The sequence below is a fragment of the Pseudazoarcus sp. NS20 genome, from assembly GCF_059703745.1.
This window is the reverse complement of the sequence record NZ_BAAKIY010000004.1, coordinates 203,257-221,507: the sequence shown is the minus strand read 5'-3', so window position 1 is coordinate 221,507 and position 18,251 is coordinate 203,257. Positions and strand designations below refer to the sequence as shown.

Here is an 18,251-nt window from a genome sequence, read left to right as displayed (position 1 = left end):
TCACTCGATGCCCAGCATGCGCTGGATCAGAGGTTTGGAGATGAACCCGAGGAAACCCAGCCCGAGCGCGACGAACATCCACATGGTGCCGTACTTGCCCGCCTTGGACTTCCACGCGAGGTTACCGATGATGAATATCATGTACAGGATCAGGGCGGTGAGCAGCACCTTCAGCGAAATGGATTCGAACTCTGCAACGGTGAGTCCGAAGATGATTGGCTGAGAATGCATGCCGTGCTACCGCCCTGCTCCCGTCAGCCGCGCTTGAGCTTGGCGTTGGCCGCGATGCGCATGCGCAGCGCGTTGAGGCGGATGAAGCCGTGCGCGTCCCTCTGGTCGTACGCACCGGCGTCGTCCTCGAAGGTGGCGATGGTCGGATCGAACAGCGAATCGGTCTTCGAATCACGCGCCACGACGATGACGTTGCCCTTGTACAGCTTAATGCGCACCCAGCCGTTCACGGTCTGCTGGGTATTGTCGATCAGCGCCTGGATGGCCAAGCGCTCCGGGCTCCACCAGTAGCCGTTGTAGATTACGCTGGCGTAGCGCGGCATCAGGTCGTCCTTGAGGTGGGCGACTTCGCGGTCGAGCGTGATCGACTCGATGGCGCGGTGCGCCTTGAGCAGAATCGTGCCGCCCGGGGTTTCGTAGCAGCCACGGCTCTTCATGCCGACATAGCGGTTCTCGACCAGGTCGAGACGGCCGATGCCGTGCTTGCCGCCCAGCTCGTTGAGCTTGGCGAGCAACTCATGAGCCTTCATGCGAGTGCCGTTGATGGCAACCAGATCGCCTTTCTCGAATTCGAGATCGACGTACTCGGCCGAATCCGGCGCGGCTTCCGGCGACACCGTCCAGCGCCACATGTCTTCTTCCGCTTCGGCAGCCGGGTTCTCGAGGTGACGGCCTTCGAAGGAGATGTGCAGCAGGTTGGCGTCCATCGAGTAGGGCGAGCCACCCTGCTTGTGCTTCATTTCGATGGGGATGCCGGCCTTTTCAGCGTAGGCGAGCAGCTTTTCACGCGAGAGCAGATCCCACTCACGCCACGGGGCGATGACTTTCACGCCCGGCATCAGTGCGTAGTAGCCCAGTTCGAAACGCACCTGGTCGTTGCCCTTGCCGGTGGCGCCATGCGACACGGCGTCGGCACCGGTCTTCTGGGCGATTTCGATTTGGCGCTTGGCGATCAGCGGGCGGGCGATGGACGTGCCCAGCAGGTACTCGCCTTCGTAGATGGTGTTGGCGCGGAACATCGGGAACACGAAGTCGCGCACGAACTCTTCACGCAGATCGTCGATGAAGATATTTTCCGGCTTGATGCCGAATTTCAGCGCTTTCTGGCGCGCAGGCTCAAGCTCTTCGCCTTGGCCGAGGTCGGCTGTGAAGGTCACGACTTCGCAGCCGTAGGTGTCCTGCAGCCACTTCAGGATCACCGAGGTATCCAGCCCGCCCGAATAAGCGAGCACGACTTTATTCACATCGCTCATCTGTATTTCCAGTCAGTTCGGCGCTTGTGGCGCCTTGGTTGAATTCGTTGTCACCGCCAGCCGGCGAGGCGTACCTTGCCGGCTAATTGATACGACCCGTGTTACGTGTTCACCTTGCCGCGCAGCAGGAACTCCAGCAGCGCCTTCTGGGCGTGCAGGCGGTTCTCGGCCTCATCCCACACCACCGAATGCGGGCCGTCGATGACGTCACCCGTCACCTCTTCACCGCGGTGCGCCGGCAGGCAGTGCATGAACAGCGCGTCCGGCTTGGCCACCGCCATCATGTCGGCATCCACGCACCAGTCGGCGAAGGCCTTCACCCGCGCCTCGTTCTCGGCCTCGAAGCCCATCGACGTCCACACGTCGGTGGTCACCAGATCGGCGCCGCGACAGGCATCCATCGGGTCGGCAAACTCTTCGAAATTGTCGGTGCCATACAGATTGGCGCGCTCGGGCTCGACTTCGTAGCCCGGCGGGGTCGACACATGCACGTTGAAACCCAGCACCTCGGCCGCCTGCAGCCAGGTGTTGCACATGTTGTTGGAGTCACCGATCCACGCCACCGTCTTGCCCTGGATGGGGCCGCGGTGTTCGATGAAGGTGAAAATGTCGGCCAGAATCTGGCACGGGTGGTACTCGTTGGTCAGCCCGTTAATCACCGGCACGCGCGAGTTCGCCGCAAAGCGCTCGATGATTTCCTGCTCGAAGGTGCGGATCATCACCGCATCGCACATGCGCGAGACGACCTGTGCGGCATCTTCAACCGGCTCGCCGCGCCCCAGTTGGGAGTCGCGCGTGTTCAGGTAGATGGCCGAGCCACCCAACTGGTGCATGCCGGCCTCGAACGACAAGCGCGTGCGCGTGCTGGCCTTCTCGAAGATCATCACCAGCGTGCGATCGAACAGCGGGTGATAGGGCTCGTAACGCTTGAACTTGTCCTTAATCCAGCGCGTGCGTTCGAAGATGTGGTCGTACTCTTCGCGGCTGAAATCACGGAATTGAAGGTAATGTCTGGGCGAAGTCATCGGCTGGGCTTACTTCGCAAGAAAATCGCGGATCAACGGGGCAAGCAGCTCGATGAGCCGCTGCGCGTCGTTTTCGCTGAAGGTCAGGGGCGGCAGCAAACGCACCACCCGCTCGGACGTCACGTTGATCAGCACCCCGGCTTCAAGCGCCTTGCCGACCAGTTCGCCACACGGGCGATCAAGCTCAATGCCGATCATCAGGCCGCGCCCGCGGATATCCACCACGCCGGTCACGCCCTCGAAAGCCTTCGCGAAGCCCGAACGAATGGCATCGCCCACCGTTACCGAGTTGGCTACCAGCTTGTCGTCTTCGATGGTCGAAATCGTTTCCAGCGCAGCCGCGCAAGCCAGCGGGTTGCCGCCAAAGGTCGAACCATGGTTGCCCGGCCCGAACAAACCCTTGGCGCGGCCGGACGTCAGGCAGGCGCCAATCGGCACGCCCGAACCAAGGCCTTTGGCCAACGTCATCACGTCAGGCTTGACGCCAGCGTGCTGAAAGCCGAACCACGTGCCGGTACGCCCCATTCCGCACTGCACTTCGTCGCAGATCAGCAGCCAGCCGCGCTCGTCGCACACTTGGCGCAGTTCGCGCTGGAAGGCCTCGTCGGCCATGTGGATGCCGCCCTCGCCCTGAATCATTTCGAGCATCACGGCGACAACGCTGGCGTTGTGCTCACCGACTTTGCGGATGGCATCGATGTCGCGGTACGGCACACGCACGAAACCCGACACCAAAGGCTCGAAACCAGCCTGTGCCTTGCGGTTGCCGGTGGCCGACAAGGTCGCCATGGTGCGGCCGTGGAAGGCGCTTTCCATGACGATGATGGTAGGGTTGGCGATCTCGCGCTTGTGACCATGCATGCGGGCCAGCTTGATGGCCGCCTCGTTGGCTTCACAACCGGAGTTGCAGAAGAACACCTCGTCCATTTCCGACAGATCGGCCAGGCGATCGGCAAGCTCTTCCTGCAGGGGAATGCGATAGAGGTTGGAGGTATGCAGCAGGCAGGCGGCCTGCTGGGCAATGGCACGCACCAGTCGCGGGTGGTTGTGCCCAAGCGTTGAAACGGCGATGCCCGACAGGGCATCGAGGTAGCGCTTGCCTGTCTCATCGAAGAGCCAGACGCCTTCGCCGTGGGTAAACGCCACCGGCAATCTGGCGTAGGTGTTCATCAGGTGCGACATCAGAGAGCCCCGGTCGGATCGATCCAGAAACGCACACGGCGGCAGGCGCCGCCGTGGATGGAGAAGCCTAAAATACTAAGCGAAAGTGCTCTCAAAGTACAGAATCGCCCCACCCGGGAGCGCCTGAAAACCTTGAAGCACAAACGAAAACGGCGGCCTGGGCCGCCGCGTTCACATCATCCGGAACCGATCAGGCAGCCATGGCCTTGACGGCGGCCGACAGGCGGCTCTTGTGGCGCGCGGCCTTGTTCTTGTGGATGATTTTCTTGTCAGCGATGCTGTCGATGGTGCTCATCGACGTGCTGAAAACCGTCTGCGCTGCAGCCTTGTCGCCGCCGCTGATAGCCTTGCGCACGGCCTTGATGGCGGTACGCAGACGCGAGCGGAGGCTGGCGTTGTGGCCGCGGGCCTTGACGGCCTGGCGGGCGCGCTTGCGGGCTTGTGCCGAATTGGCCATGTTTGTTCTTCCGTGGTAATTGGTTCTACAAAACGCGGCAGTCTACCGTGTGATTACCCGGCATGCAAGTCAACGCGTGGGGCGCTTTCAGATCATCACACTTCGGGCCGGCAATGCTACGCCCAATCGTCGGTATGATGCGCGTTTTACTTCGCCACCCCGCCGAGAATGAACCTGCTTCGCGCCCTCGCCACGGTCAGCAGCATGACGCTGATCTCGCGCGTACTCGGTTTCGTGCGCGATTTCGTCATCGCCCGCACCTTTGGCGCCGGCGTGGCGAGCGATGCCTTTTTTGTCGCATTCCGCTTGCCCAACATCTTGCGCCGCATGTTTGCCGAAGGCGCCTTCTCGCAGGCCTTCGTACCCATTCTGGCCGAGTACCGCAACCGCCGCGGCGAGGACGAAGCCCACACCCTGGTCAATCGCGTCGCCACGCTGCTGGGGCTGGTGGTCGCCGCCATTTCGGTGCTGGGCATCATTGCCGCGCCGATCATCGTGTATCTGTCGGCGCCGGGCTTCGCCTCAAACCCCGACAAGTTCGCTCTCACAGTGGAGATGACGCGCATCACTGCGCCGTACATCTTCTTCATGTCGCTGGTGGCGCTGGCCGGGGGCATTCTGAATACCTGGAGCCGCTTCGCGATTCCGGCCTTCACACCGGTGCTGCTGAACATCGCCTTCATCGTCATGGCGTTGTTCGCCGCGCCATACTTCGACCCGCCGGTGCTGGCGCTGGCCTGGGCGGTATTCATCGGCGGCGTGCTGCAGCTTGCGCTGCAACTGCGCCCGCTCGCCAAGGTCGGCATGCTGCCGCGCTTCGACCTGAATTGGTCCGACCCCGGCGTGCAGCGCGTGATGAAGCTGATGCTGCCGGCCATGCTGGCGGTGTCGGTGGCGCAGATCTCGCTGTTCATCAACACCATCTTCGCCTCGTTCCTGCAAAGCGGCAGCGTGTCGTGGCTGTATTACGCCGACCGCCTGATGGAGTTTCCAGCCGGGCTGCTGGGCGCGGCGCTGGGCACCATCCTGCTGCCCGGCCTTTCCAAGCTCAACGCGGACGGCAAGGCCGAAGAGTTCTCGTCGATGCTCGACTGGGGGCTGCGCCTGACCTTGCTGCTGACCCTGCCGGCGGCGCTGGCACTGGCCATCCTGGCCGTGCCATTGATTTCGACGCTGTTCCAGCATGGCGCCTTCACGCCGCAAGACGTGCTGCACACGCGCACTGCGCTGATTGCCTACAGCGTGGGCCTCACTGGGCTGATCGCGGTGAAGATTCTGGCGCCCGGCTTCTACGCCCGGCAGGACATCCGCACGCCGGTCAAATTCGCGCTGATCACGCTCGCCGCAACGCAGGTGATGAACCTGATTTTCATCGTGCCTCTGCAACACACCGGGCTGGCGCTGTCGATTGGCCTGGCCTCGCTGCTCAATGCCGGCATGCTGTACGTCACGTTGCGTAAGAAGGGCATTTACACGCCACTGCCGGGGTGGACGGCCTTTGTGCTCAAGCTGGTGGCAGCATTGATCGTGTTGGGCGTGGCGCTGTGGTTCGGCATGGGCGAGCAGGCCGCATGGATGCAATGGAACGCCACCGAACGCCTTTGGCGCCTCGCGTTGCTGGTGGCAGGCGGCATGGCTGCGTATTTCGCCACCTTGATCGCGCTGGGCTTTCGCCCGCGCGACTTCCGCAAACACGTCGCGCGCTAAACCCACGCAAGACGCCGTAGGTCGGGATGAGCGCAGCAAATTCCGACAGCCCACGCCCATCACTACCGCCGCTGTCGCATTTCGCTTTTGGCGGAGCAGCGAACTGCCCACAATCGAACCACTTCAGCACCCGTCATTGCAAGGGGCGAAGCGACGCGGCAATCTCGCAGCGATTGCACGCGGCACCTCAGCAGATTGCCGCGCTGCGCTCGCAATGACGGTCAGCGCTGCGCCTTTGCTGCTGTCGCATTTCGTCCCTGGCTGGGCGGCGACCTATAACGCCATTGCTTCGCTTTTTCTCGCTTCGATCTCAGCCACCAGGGCTTCGATTGCGCGTTCGCGCGCGCCGTCGTCTTCGGCGGTGGCCAACAACGCCGACCATTCCGGGTGGCCGCGGGCGCGCGACAAGGTCGGCAGCAAATCGCCCTCGCGCCAGCGCTCACCCTCGACGGTACGCCTTAGAGGCTCTACTGCGGCATGGCCGCGCGCCTCCAGAGCGGCCACCAGGGACAATTCGCGCAGCGCCAACAAGCGCAAGATGGAGTCATCCACCGCCAGGTCGCGCTTGCCCACCAGCGCACCCAACACGCGGTCGCCGAAGTGGCGCACCGCCTGCACGCCACCGCCGGCCAGCGCGCCGATGGCTGCAGCGGCCCCAAGCGTCAGCCCCCCGAACATCAGATCAACGCCCATGCCGGCCGCCGCCCCGGCCGCCGCGCCAGTGCCCACCTTGACGCCCATGTCGCGCACGGTCTCGGGATGAAACAGGTCGTGCTCCCAACGCCCATCGGCCAGCGGCAAGGCTTCGGCATCCACGTCATCGGCGCGGAAGTGGTACAGCGCCAGCAAGGCATCGACGCAGCGCTGCTCGTGTTTGCGCACGCGCTCGGACAGCTCCGCAACGGCTTTTCGGCCGACGGCCTCGTCGTCGGTGGGAATGCGCATGCGCGCCGCTGCCACGTCGATCAGCAAGCCGGCCACCAGACGCAGTGCAGCCACATGGCGCTCGTAGGCTTCGCGCTCGCGACAAGCCACCAGACGGTCGAGTGAGGGCTTCCAGGTGTCGAGCAACGTGGCGAGTTTTTCGTACAGCCGGCGCTCACCGTCGCTCTCCGGCGCCACCGTGTCGAAACGCACGACGGCATGCAGGCCGAGACGTGAAAGCGCCTCGCGCCAGCCGGATTCGTTGGCCTCGGGGCTGCGCACGAAGTTGAGCACGGGCAGCAGCGGCACGGCGCAGGCGGCGAGAATGGCGAGCTCGTCGCGATGCTTGGCCAGTACCGGGTCGCGCGCATCCACCACGTAAAAACCGGCATCGCTGGCAAGCAACTGGCGCAGCACCTTGGCTTCTTGCTCGAAACGCGTGGCGGCGGGCGGCGAAGCCAGAAAGCGTTCGACGCGCGCCGGGCCGTCCAGGCGCTCACCCCCGCCCTCCGCCAAGCCGTCGAGCGATTCGAGCAGGGCGATGGCGTCTTCCATGCCCGGCGTGTCGTACAGCTCGACCAGCACTTCACCGTCGGCGATGAGGCGCACGCCTTCAACGTGGCGTGTGGTGCTGGGCCGGCTCGACACCTCACCGAAGCCCGTGTCGCGCGCCAGGGTGCGCATCAACGAGGTTTTACCGGTATTGGTGTGGCCGACCACCGCCAGCCGCAAGGGCCGTGTTGCTTCAGACATGCCGTACCCCCTCTTCCGCAATCAGCCAATTCAGCGCCGCGTGCTCATCCTGCAGGACGGCCGCGGCATCCATTCCGATTTCCGTCAGCACTTCACGCCAGCGCTCCAGGCGATCGCCTGAGGCGTCCACCAGCCACACCGCGCAAAGGCCGGCGTGATGCGACCACTGGGCAATCAGCGACAAGCTGCCGCGATCGGGCGACAGGCGGCCATCGCAGACGATGAGCAAACGACGAGCGGGCTGCTCGGCCAGCGCGGCCTGCAAGCGCGCACGCTGCTCGCGCGAGTCGGCCACGCCGAGGTCACGCACGCCTGCCGGCAAAGCCGGTGGCCAGTGGCGGTCGCCGCGCAACTCGATACCGGCCAGCGCCGGCGGGCCGTCGAACGCATGCGGATCATCCACGCGCGCCACCGCAATGCTGTGCGGCGCGGCATCGGTGACGCCAATGCGCTCGCTGGCCGGCGCAAGCGCCATGGCCAATTCCGAGAACCCAGGCAGCGCCAGATCAAGGCGCACAGCGGCACGACCCCGCTTCAAGCGCCAGGCGCAGAAGGCCCACAAGCCCACCCGCGGAAGCAAGCCATACACCATTACGCAGCCCACCAACCACCACGCCCACGCGCGCCGCGCGGCCTCGTCGGTCAGCGGTGTGGCACCGCTCGCGGCCACCATTTCGGCATCCGGCACGGCAAAACCGAGCAGCGAGGGCAGCCAGCCGGCCACCGCCACGAAGTCGATGAAAAAGCCCGAAGACAGCAGCGTCGTCTCCCACACGAAGACATGATTGCGCAGCAGGAATGATGCGGCCAGCCCGATCAAGGCCCCGCCCAGCGCAGCGCTCCACACCGCATGCGTGGCGCAGCCGAGCCACCAGCGCAGCAAGCCGGCATGGCGATGCAGTGCAGCGAAGGCTCGCGGCACCTCGACCGAGCCGGCCGCCATGCGCACTGCCAACCAGTTCCAGCTTGCACCCAGCCCGGCCGGCGCCGAACCGGCGAACACGAAGCCCAGTCCCCACAGGCACAGCATCACCAGATGCAGCCCCAGCAACCCGCCCAGCGCCCACACCACATTGATGGGGCGCACCCCGTCTCCGACCACCGCCAGACCAGCGCCGACACCGCCCAGCGCAGCCAGCAAAAGCAGCGCCAAGGCGGCAAGCCGCACCCGCCCTTTCCACGCGGCGAGTGCCTGACTCAGCCCGGTGCGCTCACCCAGGTGAGCGGCGCGCGCAACAATGCGCGGCTCCAGCCCGGCCGCTTCGCTGCGGGCCATGGCGAGCGCCGCGGCATCCTCCAGCCGGCCGCGCAATACCTCGCGCAGACGAACGGCTTCGGCGAGCCAACGAGCATCAAATGCGGCGTTGAAATCAGAACTCATGTAATCCAGATGAAAACCGGCGACAATCCAGCGCATAGCATAGCTGAGCGCCCCCACACGCAGGGCCGGCAGCGCTACACTCGATCCGTCATCACGCATACGGAATGACATGAGCAAGCTCTCACTTCAGCCTCTGGACATCGCGCGCGACACCCTCCGCCAGCTTGCTCTGCGCCGCATTCCACCGACGCCCGACAACTTCCGCTCGCTCTACCACGAGATATCCGGCTCGCCGCTCGAAACGCCGTTCCCGACGGCCGAACTGCATCGCATCGCACTTGCCCTGCCACGCGACACCAGCGAGCGAGCGCACCTCGTCGGCGAATTCGAGCGCGCCATCGAAAGCGCCACCTGGGGCGCAGTCGAAAATGCCCTGCACGCTTGCCTTGCCGCGCTGCCTGACGTGCCGCGCGCGTGGGGCACTTTGCTGCGCGAATTGCTGGGGCAGATCGATTCGTCGCATCAGCACCTTACTCGCGCACGCAAGCTCGCGTCGCTCGACCATGTGCTCAGCGCCAACGTGAGTAACCCCGAACTGCTGTTTGCCCGCCTCAAGGGGCTGGTGCAAAGCTGGCAGCGCGAGGGGCTGAACGACTCTACGCACGACAAGTTCGAAGCTCCTGCAACCGTCGATGCCTCTGCAGCCGAGCGCCGCAGCCGGCGGGCGCCCCTCGAAGCCGGCGACACCTGCGACAGCGACACTGCCTTTGCTCAATGGCTGGCGGTGCTGCTGCGCCGTGGCATCACCCCGCTGCTCGCCGACAACGCGGCCCTGGCCGAAGAAGCCGCAGAACTGGCCAGGCAGATCGAGACGCTGTCGGGCGGGCAATGCCCGCCCGAAGCACAACTGGGTGAACGCCTGCGCAGCTTCAGCGCCCGCCTGGAGTGGGCCGGCGAAGATCAAAACGCCGTACGCGGCGCCCTGCTCAACCTGCTGCGGCTCATCGTCAGCAACATCAGCGAACTGGTGATGGACGACCAGTGGCTGCACGGCCAGGTCGAAGCTCTGGGCCACCTGTTCGACCGGCCGCTCGACATCCGGGCTCTGGATGATCTGGAGCGCCGCCTGCGTGACGTCATCGACAAGCAAAAGCACCTCAAGCGCCAACTCAGCGACGCGCAGGAACGCCTCAAGAGCATGCTGGTGGGCTTTGTCGACCGGCTGGCCGGCTTCAACAAGTCCACCGGCCACTATCACCAGACGCTGAGCGAGTGCGCCGAGCACATCCGCGCAGCCAGCGACATCGGCGAGCTCACCGGCGTGGTAGAGCGGCTGATTACCGAAACCCGCAGCGTGCAGGACACCGCCGAGCGCTCCGGCGCCGAGATCGGCGCCCTGCGCGAGCAGGTGGAGGCAGCCAACTCGCTCATCACCCGCCTGCAACGCGAACTCGATGAAACCAGCGAGCTGGTGCGCTACGACCCGCTCACCGGCGCGCTCAACCGCAAGGGGCTGGACGAAGCGCTGGAGCGCGAAATCGCCCGCGTGCGCCGACACAGCGCATCGCTGTGCGTAGGCCTGCTTGACCTCGACAACTTCAAACAGCTCAACGACACCTTCGGCCACCGCACTGGCGATGAAGCGCTGCGTCATCTGGTTGAAGTTGCACGCGGAGCACTGCGCCAGGAAGACATCATTGGCCGGCTGGGGGGCGAAGAGTTTCTGATCCTGCTGCCGGACACCAACGAAGAAGAGGCCGTGCTGGTGATGACGCGCCTGCAACGCGCGCTCACCAGCCACATCTTCATGGCTGACAACAGCCGCGTGCTGATCACCTTCAGCGCCGGCATTGCGCGCGTCGTGCCGGAAAACAGCACGCACGAAGCCATCGACCGCGCCGACAAGGCCATGTACGCCGCCAAGCGCGCCGGCAAAAACCGCGTCCTCGTGGCCGCCTGAGTTACGCTGCCAGATGCCTGCACCAAGCACTCCCTTCGAAACCGCCCGCGAGACGCTCAAGCAGCTCGCACTGCGCCGCATTCCGCCCACGCCCGACCACTACCGCACGCTGTACAACGAAATCCTCGGCGAGAGTGCCGACGACGAAGCCATACCGGAGAAATTCCTGCAGGCATTGGCACAGCAACTGCCCCGCGACAACGCGGACCGGCAGCGTCTGGCGCGCGAACTGGACCAAGCCTTGAGCAACCAGAACGCTCAAGCCGCCCGTGAGGCGCTGTGGCAGTACCTTGCCGGGCTCAAGCTAGAGGCACCACCCGCGTGGAACGAACTGATCAGCCAGTTGCTGCGGCAATGGGAGGCCCGGCACGCCGGCTGGACCATCGCCCGCAAGCGCGACTCGCTCGAACGCGTGCTCAGCGCCAGCAACCCTGACACCCTATTTGCGCGCCTGCAGAGCCTCGTGCGCTCGTGGACGCTGACCCCGGCCGAACCTGCGCCGGCAGAGCCCGGTGCCGCGCCGTCCGCCAGCATGGCCTTGCAGCCCGCAGCCGCTACGCCGCGCCTGCTCGGAGAAGGCGAGGCGGGCGAGCTCGCCGACACCCTGCGCGACCTGCTGAGCCGCACGCTGCGCGAAGTCGTGCCCGCCTCGCTGGCCGAACAACCAGAGTTGATTCGCGAAGCCGACGGCATCGCCAGCACCCTGGACGCTGCGGAGTCACTCGAGCAGTTGCGCCAGACGGGCGATCTGCTGCGCCGCTTCGCCTTCAAGCTCGAAATGGCTACCGGCGAGGCCGCCGAAGTGCAAACCGGCTTGCTCAATCTGCTGCGCTTGCTGCTCGAAAACATCGACGAACTGGTGCTGGACGACCAATGGCTGCATGGGCAAGTCGAAATCCTGCGCGGCGTGCTCGACACCCCGGCTAATCTGCGTCAGATCGACGACGCCGAACGGCGCCTGAAAGAAGTCATCTACAAGCAAAGCCAGCTCAAGCACAACCTGTGCGAAGCCCAGCAGGCCATCAAAAGCATGATTGCCGGCTTCATCGACCAACTCGCCGACTTTGCCGAAAGCACCGACAGCTACCATGACGCCATCGGCCAATGTGCGCAGCAGGTATCGGCCGCGCGCGACATCTCGCAGATCGGCGGGGTGCTCGACGAGGTCATGCGCCAGACCCGCAGCATGCAGATTCACGCCGTGCGCTCGCGCGATGACCTGATCGCCACCCGCCAGCGCGCCGACGAAGCCGAAGCCCGCGTCATCGCCCTGCAGCGCGAACTGGACGAAACCAGCCGCCTGATCACGCTCGACCCGCTCACCGGCGCCTTCAACCGCCGTGGGCTGGAAGACATGTTCGAGAAAGAAAGCGGCCGTGCCTCACGCCGCCACGGCTCGCTGTGCGTCGCCCTGCTCGACCTCGACAACTTCAAGCAGATCAACGACACCTTCGGCCACCACAACGGCGACGAGACCCTCGTACATCTGGTCAAGACCATCCGCGAAAACCTGCGCCCGCAAGACAGCGTCGCACGCTACGGCGGCGAAGAGTTCATCCTGCTCTACCCCGAAACCAGCCTCGACGAAGCCGCAGCCGCACTGACCCGCCTGCAACGCGCGCTCACCTCCGCCCTGTTCCTGCTCAACGACCAGAAAGTGCTGATCACCTTCAGCGCCGGCGTCACGCTATGGCAGGCCGAAGAGTCGCTCGACACCGTCGCCGAACGCGCCGACAAGGCGATGTATCGGGCGAAACTGAACGGGAAGAATCGGGTGGAGATTGCGTATGTGTGACCACGCGCCAACGTTACGAAAAACAAAACACAGGGCCAGCCCAAACAGCGGAATTACCAGAGTAATTGCGCCCTATCCGAACAAACGCTCGCCGGCGCTCGCGCTAAGCTTCAGCATCTAGCGATGCTCAGCGCCCACATTGGCGATTGACCTTAAGGCGTTCTGATGAAACCACCCTCCCGGCCGATTACCGTCACTCAGCCACATTTGCCGCCGCTGGAGGAGTTCATCCCGTACCTGGAAAAAATCTGGAACAGCAAGCGCCTCACCAATGGCGGGCCTTTTCACCAGCAACTCGAAGGGGCTTTGGCGGACTATCTGGGCGTCGATCACCTGAGTCTTTTTGCAAACGGCACGCTGGCGCTCGTGACCGCTCTGCAAACCTTGCGCATTTCGGGCGAAGTCATCACAACCCCCTATACCTTCGCTGCCACTGCGCACTCGCTGATCTGGAACAACATCAAGCCGGTATTTGTGGATGTAGATCCGCGCACCTGCAATCTGGACCCTGAACGCATCGAAGAAGCCATCACTCCGGCCACCAGCGCCATCCTGCCCGTGCACTGCTATGGCTTCCCATGCGACCTGGAGCACATCGAACGCATTGCCGACACCTACGGACTGAAGGTCATCTACGATGCGGCCCATGCGTTCGGCGTCCGGCAGGACGGGGAGAGCATCCTGAAGCATGGAGACCTGTCCATCCTCAGTTTCCACGCCACCAAGGTTTACAACACCTTCGAAGGCGGCGCGATCATCTGCCCCGACGCAAAGACCAAAGAGCGCATCGACTATCTCAAGAACTTCGGCTTTGCCGATGAAGTGACCGTCGTGGCCCCCGGCATCAACGGCAAGATGAACGAATTTTCCGCCGCACTGGGGCTGCTGCAACTTCAGTACATCGACCAGGCACTGGCTCTGCGGCGCACGGTGTACGAACGCTACGCGACCGAACTGTCCGGCATCGCCGGCCTGGGCCTGCCCGAAGTGCCCTCCGGCACCGAATGGAATTTCGCCTATTGCCCGTTGTGGATCAGCGAGGAATTCCCGCTCGACCGCGATGCACTGTTCGAAAGGCTCCGCCGCGCAAACATCTTGGCGCGCCGCTATTTCTACCCGCTGGTCAGTTCCTTCCCGATGTACCGCGGGCTCGACAGCGCATCCCCGGAGCGGCTCCGCAACGCCCGGAATCTTGCCGAGCGGGTGATCTGCCTGCCGATCTACCCGGACCTCACCGAAGCGGATCAACAACGGATCATCGACTGCATCCGTCGAGCCGCCGGACTTGCCTGATGGCTGCGATGACGCGACGCATCCTCGTCTTTCCCTGCGGCTCGGAAATCGGCCTAGAGATTTTCCGCTCGCTGCAGTTCTCGAACCATTTCCAGTTGGTCGGCGCATCCAGCACCGATGACCATGGCCGCTTCGTATTCGATGAATACGTGGGCGGCCTGCCTTTCCACGACGACCCAACCTTTCCCGGTGCCATCGCAGCACTGATCCGTGCGCGAAACATCGACGCGATCTATCCCACCATGGATGCCGTCGCCGAAACGCTCCAGCGGCTCGCCCCGGCGCTGGACATTCCGGTCATCGGCAGCAGCGCCGAAACTACTGCGCTGTGCGCGTCCAAAAAGGCAACGCTGGAGCATCTGGCCGGCCACGTTCCGACACCGCAGCTTCACGCTTCGCTTCGACACGTGACGCGGTACCCGGTGTTCATCAAGCCCGACCGCGGCTATGGCGCACGCAACAGCGCCCGCGCCGACACGGCAGAAGAGGCGCGTTGTCTGCTGGAGGCCACTGCAGGCGGCGAAAAGCTGATTCTGGAATACCTGTCGGGGCGGGAATGGACGATCGACTGCTTTTCCGACCGCCACGGTGCCCTGCGCTTCCACGCCGTGCGCGGGCGTGACCGCATCGCCAACGGCATCAGCGTGCATACCGCACCCGACGACGCCTTCAAGGCCGAATTCGCCACGTGGGCGCAGAAGATCAATGCGCTGCTGCGCCCGCGCGGCGCCTGGTTCTTTCAAGCCAAGGGCGATGCCGACAGCAAGCCGAAACTGCTCGAGGTCGCAGCCCGGCTCGGTGGCTCATCGGGACTCTTCAGGTGCCAGGGGGTGAATTTCGCGCTGCTCAGTGCATTCGATGCCTTCGGACAGGAGGTGACCATTGCGTTCAACACCTACTCCATCGAACTCGACCGCGCCCTGGGCAACCGTTACCGGATCGACATCGACTACCACCACGTCTTCGTCGACCTCGACGACTGCCTGGTGGTCCGCGGGCGCCTCAATCATCAACTGGTCGGCTTTCTGTACAAGGCCAGCTCGGAAGGAAAACGCATCACGCTGCTCACGCGGCACGACGCAAATCCGGCCGAAACGTTACACAGCCTCAGATTGCACGCGCTGTTCGACGACATCATCCATATCACCGATGGCCAGCCGAAATCCGGCCTCATCCGCACGAAAGATTCCATATTCATCGATGATTCGTTTACCGAGCGAAACGAAGTCGCGCTGAATGCCGGCATTCCGACATTTTCACCCGACATGGTCGAAGCACTGCTGCACACGTGCTCCGGCCAACCGTCCACTACCTCATCACGCTGACCATGCCATCCGAGCATCCCACGCTATCCATCATCATCCCCGTGTACAACGCAGCCGCCCATCTGGACGAATGCCTCGCCAGCCTTGAGCGGCAGACGCTGCAGGACATCGAGATCATCTGCGTCAATGACGGCTCCACGGACCATAGCGCCGAAATCCTCGAGCGCCATGCACAGGCAGACGCGCGGCTGGTGGTGATCCACCAGCCAAACGGCGGCCCTGCCGTCGCACGCAACACGGGGCTTGCTGCGGCACGGGGCCGCTTCATCGGCTTCGTCGACTCGGACGACTGGGTGGATGACCACTATTTCGAGACGCTTTACCAGCACGCCGAGAAACATGGCGCCGACCTGGTTCGCACCGAATTCTTTGAGGTCTTTGGCGAACAGAGCAAAGCTTCACACGCCAACCCGTATCTGGCCCACCGCTTCCTGGCCAATCAACCGCTCAGCGTGATTGACCACCTGTACGTGATCTGGAATGCGATCTACCGCACTGATTACCTCAGAAAAAACGACATTGCCTATTTCGACACCAACTGCGATGGCGTGGAAGACGTGCCCTTCACCGCTCGCGCAGCGCACTACAGCCAGCGCAGCCTGCCGGTACTTGGCGTGCGTTATTACTACCGCAAGGACGTCGACAACCAGCTCACCACGGTGTCGCTCAAGCGGCTCAATCACACACTGATTGCGTCCCAGATCACGACCGACTTTCTCAATTCGGTCGAGCACCGCAACCTGCACGACTACCTTTCGTCATTCCGGAAGAACCTGATCAACCTCAACTACTGGCACAGGATCACCCTTCCGCTGATCCCGGATGAACAGCAGGAGCACTACCTGCAACAGGCCACCGCCATCGCACAGCAGTGCAAGCATCCCGACTTGCTGCTCAGCTACTATCAGGACCCGTTTCTTCAGTTCTATCTGAATGGCGACCTGAGCGGATACCGCACTTTTTACCGCGCCTGAAAAGCCCGAGTGTCCACCGCCAACCCCACCTCACCGGATACCGAACACGCAGCGCACAGCGCCTGCGTGTCGTTGGTCGTCCCCGTGCACAACGCCGCGCCTTACCTTGATCAGTGCCTCGACAGCCTGCGGGCGCAAAGCATGGGCGACCTCGAGATCATCTGCGTTGATGACGGCAGCACGGATGACAGCCGCGCCATTCTGGAGCGCCACGCGCGGCAGGACCCGCGCCTGAAAATCCACACACAGGACAATCAGGGACCTGCAAGCGCACGCAATCTCGGCATGCAGTCGGCACGGGGCAGATATTTGGGGTTCGTTGATGCAGATGACTGGCTCGACACCAACTTCGTCGAATCACTGCTGACCGTAATGCAGACGACGTCTGCAGACATCGTCAGGGCCTCCATCATCAACGAGTTCCCCGGCCGCAGCGAAGCATGGCATGGCAATGCTTACCTCGCGCGACGCGCAGAAACGGGCGACGACCTTGGCCTGAATGACCACGGCTTCTACGTCTGGAACGCACTGTACGACCTGCCCCGGTTGCGGGCGCTGGGCCTCGACCGCTTCGACGCCGGGTGCGACGGGCTGGAAGACATGCCCTTCACGGTTCGCGCCATGCATCGCCTCGGGCGCAAGCGCGCCGCACCCGGCTCCACGTATCACTACAGGCGCGACGTCCCCAACCAGCTCACATCCATTTCAATGCGGAAAATCCGGCACGCCCTGATCGCCAACCGGCTGTGCATTGAGTTCGCGCAAGGCTTCACCTATCGCGATCCGCAGGATTACGCGGACGTGGTGTCGAGAAACCTGAAAAACCTGCTCAGCCACTTCGCGCGCGGCGTGAAAAGCATTCCGGAGCAGTTCGACCCCACGGCCCAACGTGACTTCTATCTTGCCGTCTGCAGACTCTACCGCCAGCACACCCACCACGACCGGCTCATCCGCCACCGGCCGGACGCGCTGTACCAGACGCTCGACGAACAGGGTTTCGAGCGTTTTCTGGCCCTCGCCACTGCACGAACATAGCCATGACTTCGACCAGTACGCACTCACCCGGTAAATCAGGAACCGCCATGCCCCGCTTCAACGACTACCTTGAGCTGTCCCAGAACATCGAAGGATGGTTCAACAAACCGTCTGCCGCCATCTGGGACACCCTGCTGGGCTTTCAGGAAAACAACGGCATCAAAGGCAATCTCGGCGAGATCGGCGTATGGGAAGGGAAGTCAGCGCTGCTGGCTGCAATGCACCAGCGCAAAGGGGAAGAACTGCTGCTGATCGACCCTCGTCAGCGGCCCACCGCGCAGGAAACGATCGAGAAAGCCTGCCCGGACGTCCAGTACATCTTCTATCCGCACAAATCGAGCCTGTTCAGGGGCAGTGAGCTGTTTCAGCGCGGTGCATCGAGGTTCCGCTGGTTCCACATCGACGGCGACCACACCGCTCAATCGGTTTTTCTCGACCTGGAAATAGCCAATTACCTGTTGAGCGAAGACGGAATCATCGTACTCGATGATTTCTTCAGCCCCTCCTATCCGCAGATCACCGAAGCGCTGTACGCATTTCTGGCCGCCAACCCGTCACGGCTCAGGCTGATTCTCGTCGGCTTCAACAAGGGTTACCTGTGCCGCCCCCTTTCCGCACGACGATATGGCCGCTTTTTCAAGGAAGAACTCACGCGTGGGATGGCGGACCGTGGATATCCCAAAATCACGCTCATCAAATCCACCACGACACATGACTCGTCATGCTTCGGCATCGCCCCGAGCTGGGAAAACTTCGACCTTGAATACCGCGGCCCGGACTGGGACCGCGGAAATATCGAAATCTAAGCCTTGCGCGCAACGGCTTCACACACTCTGAAAAAATACTGACCCGGCCCGTGACTCTCATGACACCCGCTGCTTTCGTCACCACCGCACTGGAGGTGGAAAGCCAGCCATCTGCCTTTGTCCCCTTGGGCAACCGGCGGCAGTATGAAAGTCAGGCGAAAAACCAGAGTTGGCCCAACGGCATCCACTACCCAATCGCGGCGAGATTTG

15 protein-coding genes are annotated in these 18,251 nt (G+C 63.3%); 8 read left to right on the top strand and 7 right to left on the bottom strand.

Annotated features, from left to right (window positions below):
- The 5 genes from AC6H0W_RS12780 to rpsT all read right to left on the bottom strand — a co-directional run bounded on the left by AC6H0W_RS12780 (nucleotide 1) and on the right by rpsT (nucleotide 4,148).
- A complete protein-coding gene (locus tag AC6H0W_RS12780) occupies nucleotides 1–231 on the bottom strand; it encodes a DUF2788 domain-containing protein (RefSeq protein ID WP_497577565.1) in 231 nt (76 codons plus the stop codon).
- A gap of 23 nt (nucleotides 232–254) precedes the next feature.
- A complete protein-coding gene (locus AC6H0W_RS12775) occupies nucleotides 255–1,484 on the bottom strand; it encodes an argininosuccinate synthase (RefSeq protein ID WP_497577564.1) in 1,230 nt (409 codons plus the stop codon).
- A gap of 101 nt (nucleotides 1,485–1,585) precedes the next feature.
- Nucleotides 1,586–2,509, bottom strand: coding sequence for an ornithine carbamoyltransferase (gene argF, locus AC6H0W_RS12770; RefSeq protein WP_497577563.1), 924 nt, complete (start codon nucleotides 2,507–2,509; stop codon nucleotides 1,586–1,588).
- 9 nt (nucleotides 2,510–2,518) lie between these two features.
- Entirely contained in the window at nucleotides 2,519–3,691 is a 1,173-nt protein-coding gene (locus AC6H0W_RS12765; RefSeq protein ID WP_497577562.1) for an aspartate aminotransferase family protein, read from the bottom strand.
- A 190-nt stretch (nucleotides 3,692–3,881) separates the two neighbouring features.
- Nucleotides 3,882–4,148: a 30S ribosomal protein S20 gene (gene rpsT, locus AC6H0W_RS12760; RefSeq protein WP_497577561.1), complete on the bottom strand. Its 267-nt coding sequence runs from the start codon at nucleotides 4,146–4,148 to the stop codon at nucleotides 3,882–3,884.
- Between the two features lie 168 nt (nucleotides 4,149–4,316).
- Here rpsT and murJ point away from each other — a divergent pair, with 168 nt between their 5' ends.
- Nucleotides 4,317–5,855 (top strand): murein biosynthesis integral membrane protein MurJ, encoded by a 1,539-nt coding sequence (murJ, locus tag AC6H0W_RS12755; RefSeq protein ID WP_497577560.1) that lies wholly within the window; start codon nucleotides 4,317–4,319, stop codon nucleotides 5,853–5,855.
- A gap of 273 nt (nucleotides 5,856–6,128) precedes the next feature.
- On the opposite strand, the gene AC6H0W_RS12750 is transcribed toward murJ, so the two are convergent.
- Both AC6H0W_RS12750 and AC6H0W_RS12745 read right to left on the bottom strand, forming a co-directional pair.
- Nucleotides 6,129–7,532, bottom strand: a complete 1,404-nt coding sequence (locus tag AC6H0W_RS12750) for a DUF3482 domain-containing protein (protein WP_497577559.1) — start codon at nucleotides 7,530–7,532, stop codon at nucleotides 6,129–6,131.
- The gene (locus tag AC6H0W_RS12745; RefSeq protein ID WP_497577558.1) at nucleotides 7,525–9,024 is read right to left on the bottom strand and encodes a DUF2868 domain-containing protein; all 1,500 of its coding nucleotides are present in this window, start codon (nucleotides 9,022–9,024) and stop codon (nucleotides 7,525–7,527) included. The genes AC6H0W_RS12750 and AC6H0W_RS12745 overlap by 8 nt, the downstream gene beginning before the upstream one ends.
- On the opposite strand from AC6H0W_RS12745, the gene AC6H0W_RS12740 reads away from it, so the two are divergent.
- From AC6H0W_RS12740 to AC6H0W_RS12710, 7 genes are all read left to right on the top strand, one after another.
- The gene (locus tag AC6H0W_RS12740) at nucleotides 9,023–10,813 is read left to right on the top strand and encodes a sensor domain-containing diguanylate cyclase (RefSeq protein ID WP_497577557.1); all 1,791 of its coding nucleotides are present in this window, start codon (nucleotides 9,023–9,025) and stop codon (nucleotides 10,811–10,813) included. The two genes, AC6H0W_RS12745 and AC6H0W_RS12740, sit on opposite strands and share 2 nt — an antisense overlap.
- Before the next feature lie 13 nt (nucleotides 10,814–10,826).
- On the top strand, nucleotides 10,827–12,608 hold the full coding sequence (locus tag AC6H0W_RS12735) for a GGDEF domain-containing protein (RefSeq protein ID WP_497577556.1): 1,782 nt from the start codon (nucleotides 10,827–10,829) through the stop codon (nucleotides 12,606–12,608).
- A gap of 165 nt (nucleotides 12,609–12,773) precedes the next feature.
- Nucleotides 12,774–13,901: a DegT/DnrJ/EryC1/StrS family aminotransferase gene (locus tag AC6H0W_RS12730; protein ID WP_497577555.1), complete on the top strand. Its 1,128-nt coding sequence runs from the start codon at nucleotides 12,774–12,776 to the stop codon at nucleotides 13,899–13,901.
- Nucleotides 13,901–15,226 carry an ATP-grasp domain-containing protein gene (locus tag AC6H0W_RS12725; RefSeq protein WP_497577554.1) on the top strand — a complete coding sequence of 442 codons (1,326 nt, stop codon included), beginning with the start codon at nucleotides 13,901–13,903 and terminating at the stop codon, nucleotides 15,224–15,226. Before AC6H0W_RS12730 ends, AC6H0W_RS12725 begins: the two co-directional genes overlap by 1 nt.
- Complete coding sequence (locus tag AC6H0W_RS12720) at nucleotides 15,190–16,200, top strand: glycosyltransferase family 2 protein (RefSeq protein WP_497577553.1); 1,011 nt, start codon at nucleotides 15,190–15,192, stop codon at nucleotides 16,198–16,200. Before AC6H0W_RS12725 ends, AC6H0W_RS12720 begins: the two co-directional genes overlap by 37 nt.
- 9 nt (nucleotides 16,201–16,209) lie before the next feature.
- Nucleotides 16,210–17,235, top strand: coding sequence for a glycosyltransferase family 2 protein (locus tag AC6H0W_RS12715; protein ID WP_497577552.1), 1,026 nt, complete (start codon nucleotides 16,210–16,212; stop codon nucleotides 17,233–17,235).
- A gap of 47 nt (nucleotides 17,236–17,282) precedes the next feature.
- Nucleotides 17,283–18,041 carry a class I SAM-dependent methyltransferase gene (locus tag AC6H0W_RS12710; RefSeq protein ID WP_497577551.1) on the top strand — a complete coding sequence of 253 codons (759 nt, stop codon included), beginning with the start codon at nucleotides 17,283–17,285 and terminating at the stop codon, nucleotides 18,039–18,041.
- Nucleotides 18,042–18,251: the final 210 nt, after the last annotated feature.

What these genes read in the sequence shown, in the direction of transcription:
- AC6H0W_RS12780 (WP_497577565.1), bottom strand. Translation starts at nt 231, where the DNA reads ATGCATTCTCAGCCAATCATCTTCGGACTCACCGTTGCAGAGTTCGAA.
- AC6H0W_RS12775 (WP_497577564.1), bottom strand. Translation starts at nt 1,484, where the DNA reads ATGAGCGATGTGAATAAAGTCGTGCTCGCTTATTCGGGCGGGCTGGAT.
- argF (WP_497577563.1), bottom strand. Translation starts at nt 2,509, where the DNA reads ATGACTTCGCCCAGACATTACCTTCAATTCCGTGATTTCAGCCGCGAA.
- AC6H0W_RS12765 (WP_497577562.1), bottom strand. Translation starts at nt 3,691, where the DNA reads ATGTCGCACCTGATGAACACCTACGCCAGATTGCCGGTGGCGTTTACC.
- rpsT (WP_497577561.1), bottom strand. Translation starts at nt 4,148, where the DNA reads ATGGCCAATTCGGCACAAGCCCGCAAGCGCGCCCGCCAGGCCGTCAAG.
- murJ (WP_497577560.1), top strand. Translation starts at nt 4,317, where the DNA reads ATGAACCTGCTTCGCGCCCTCGCCACGGTCAGCAGCATGACGCTGATC.
- AC6H0W_RS12750 (WP_497577559.1), bottom strand. Translation starts at nt 7,532, where the DNA reads ATGTCTGAAGCAACACGGCCCTTGCGGCTGGCGGTGGTCGGCCACACC.
- AC6H0W_RS12740 (WP_497577557.1), top strand. Translation starts at nt 9,023, where the DNA reads ATGAGCAAGCTCTCACTTCAGCCTCTGGACATCGCGCGCGACACCCTC.
- AC6H0W_RS12745 (WP_497577558.1), bottom strand. Translation starts at nt 9,024, where the DNA reads ATGTCATTCCGTATGCGTGATGACGGATCGAGTGTAGCGCTGCCGGCC.
- AC6H0W_RS12735 (WP_497577556.1), top strand. Translation starts at nt 10,827, where the DNA reads ATGCCTGCACCAAGCACTCCCTTCGAAACCGCCCGCGAGACGCTCAAG.
- AC6H0W_RS12730 (WP_497577555.1), top strand. Translation starts at nt 12,774, where the DNA reads ATGAAACCACCCTCCCGGCCGATTACCGTCACTCAGCCACATTTGCCG.
- AC6H0W_RS12725 (WP_497577554.1), top strand. Translation starts at nt 13,901, where the DNA reads ATGGCTGCGATGACGCGACGCATCCTCGTCTTTCCCTGCGGCTCGGAA.
- AC6H0W_RS12710 (WP_497577551.1), top strand. Translation starts at nt 17,283, where the DNA reads ATGCCCCGCTTCAACGACTACCTTGAGCTGTCCCAGAACATCGAAGGA.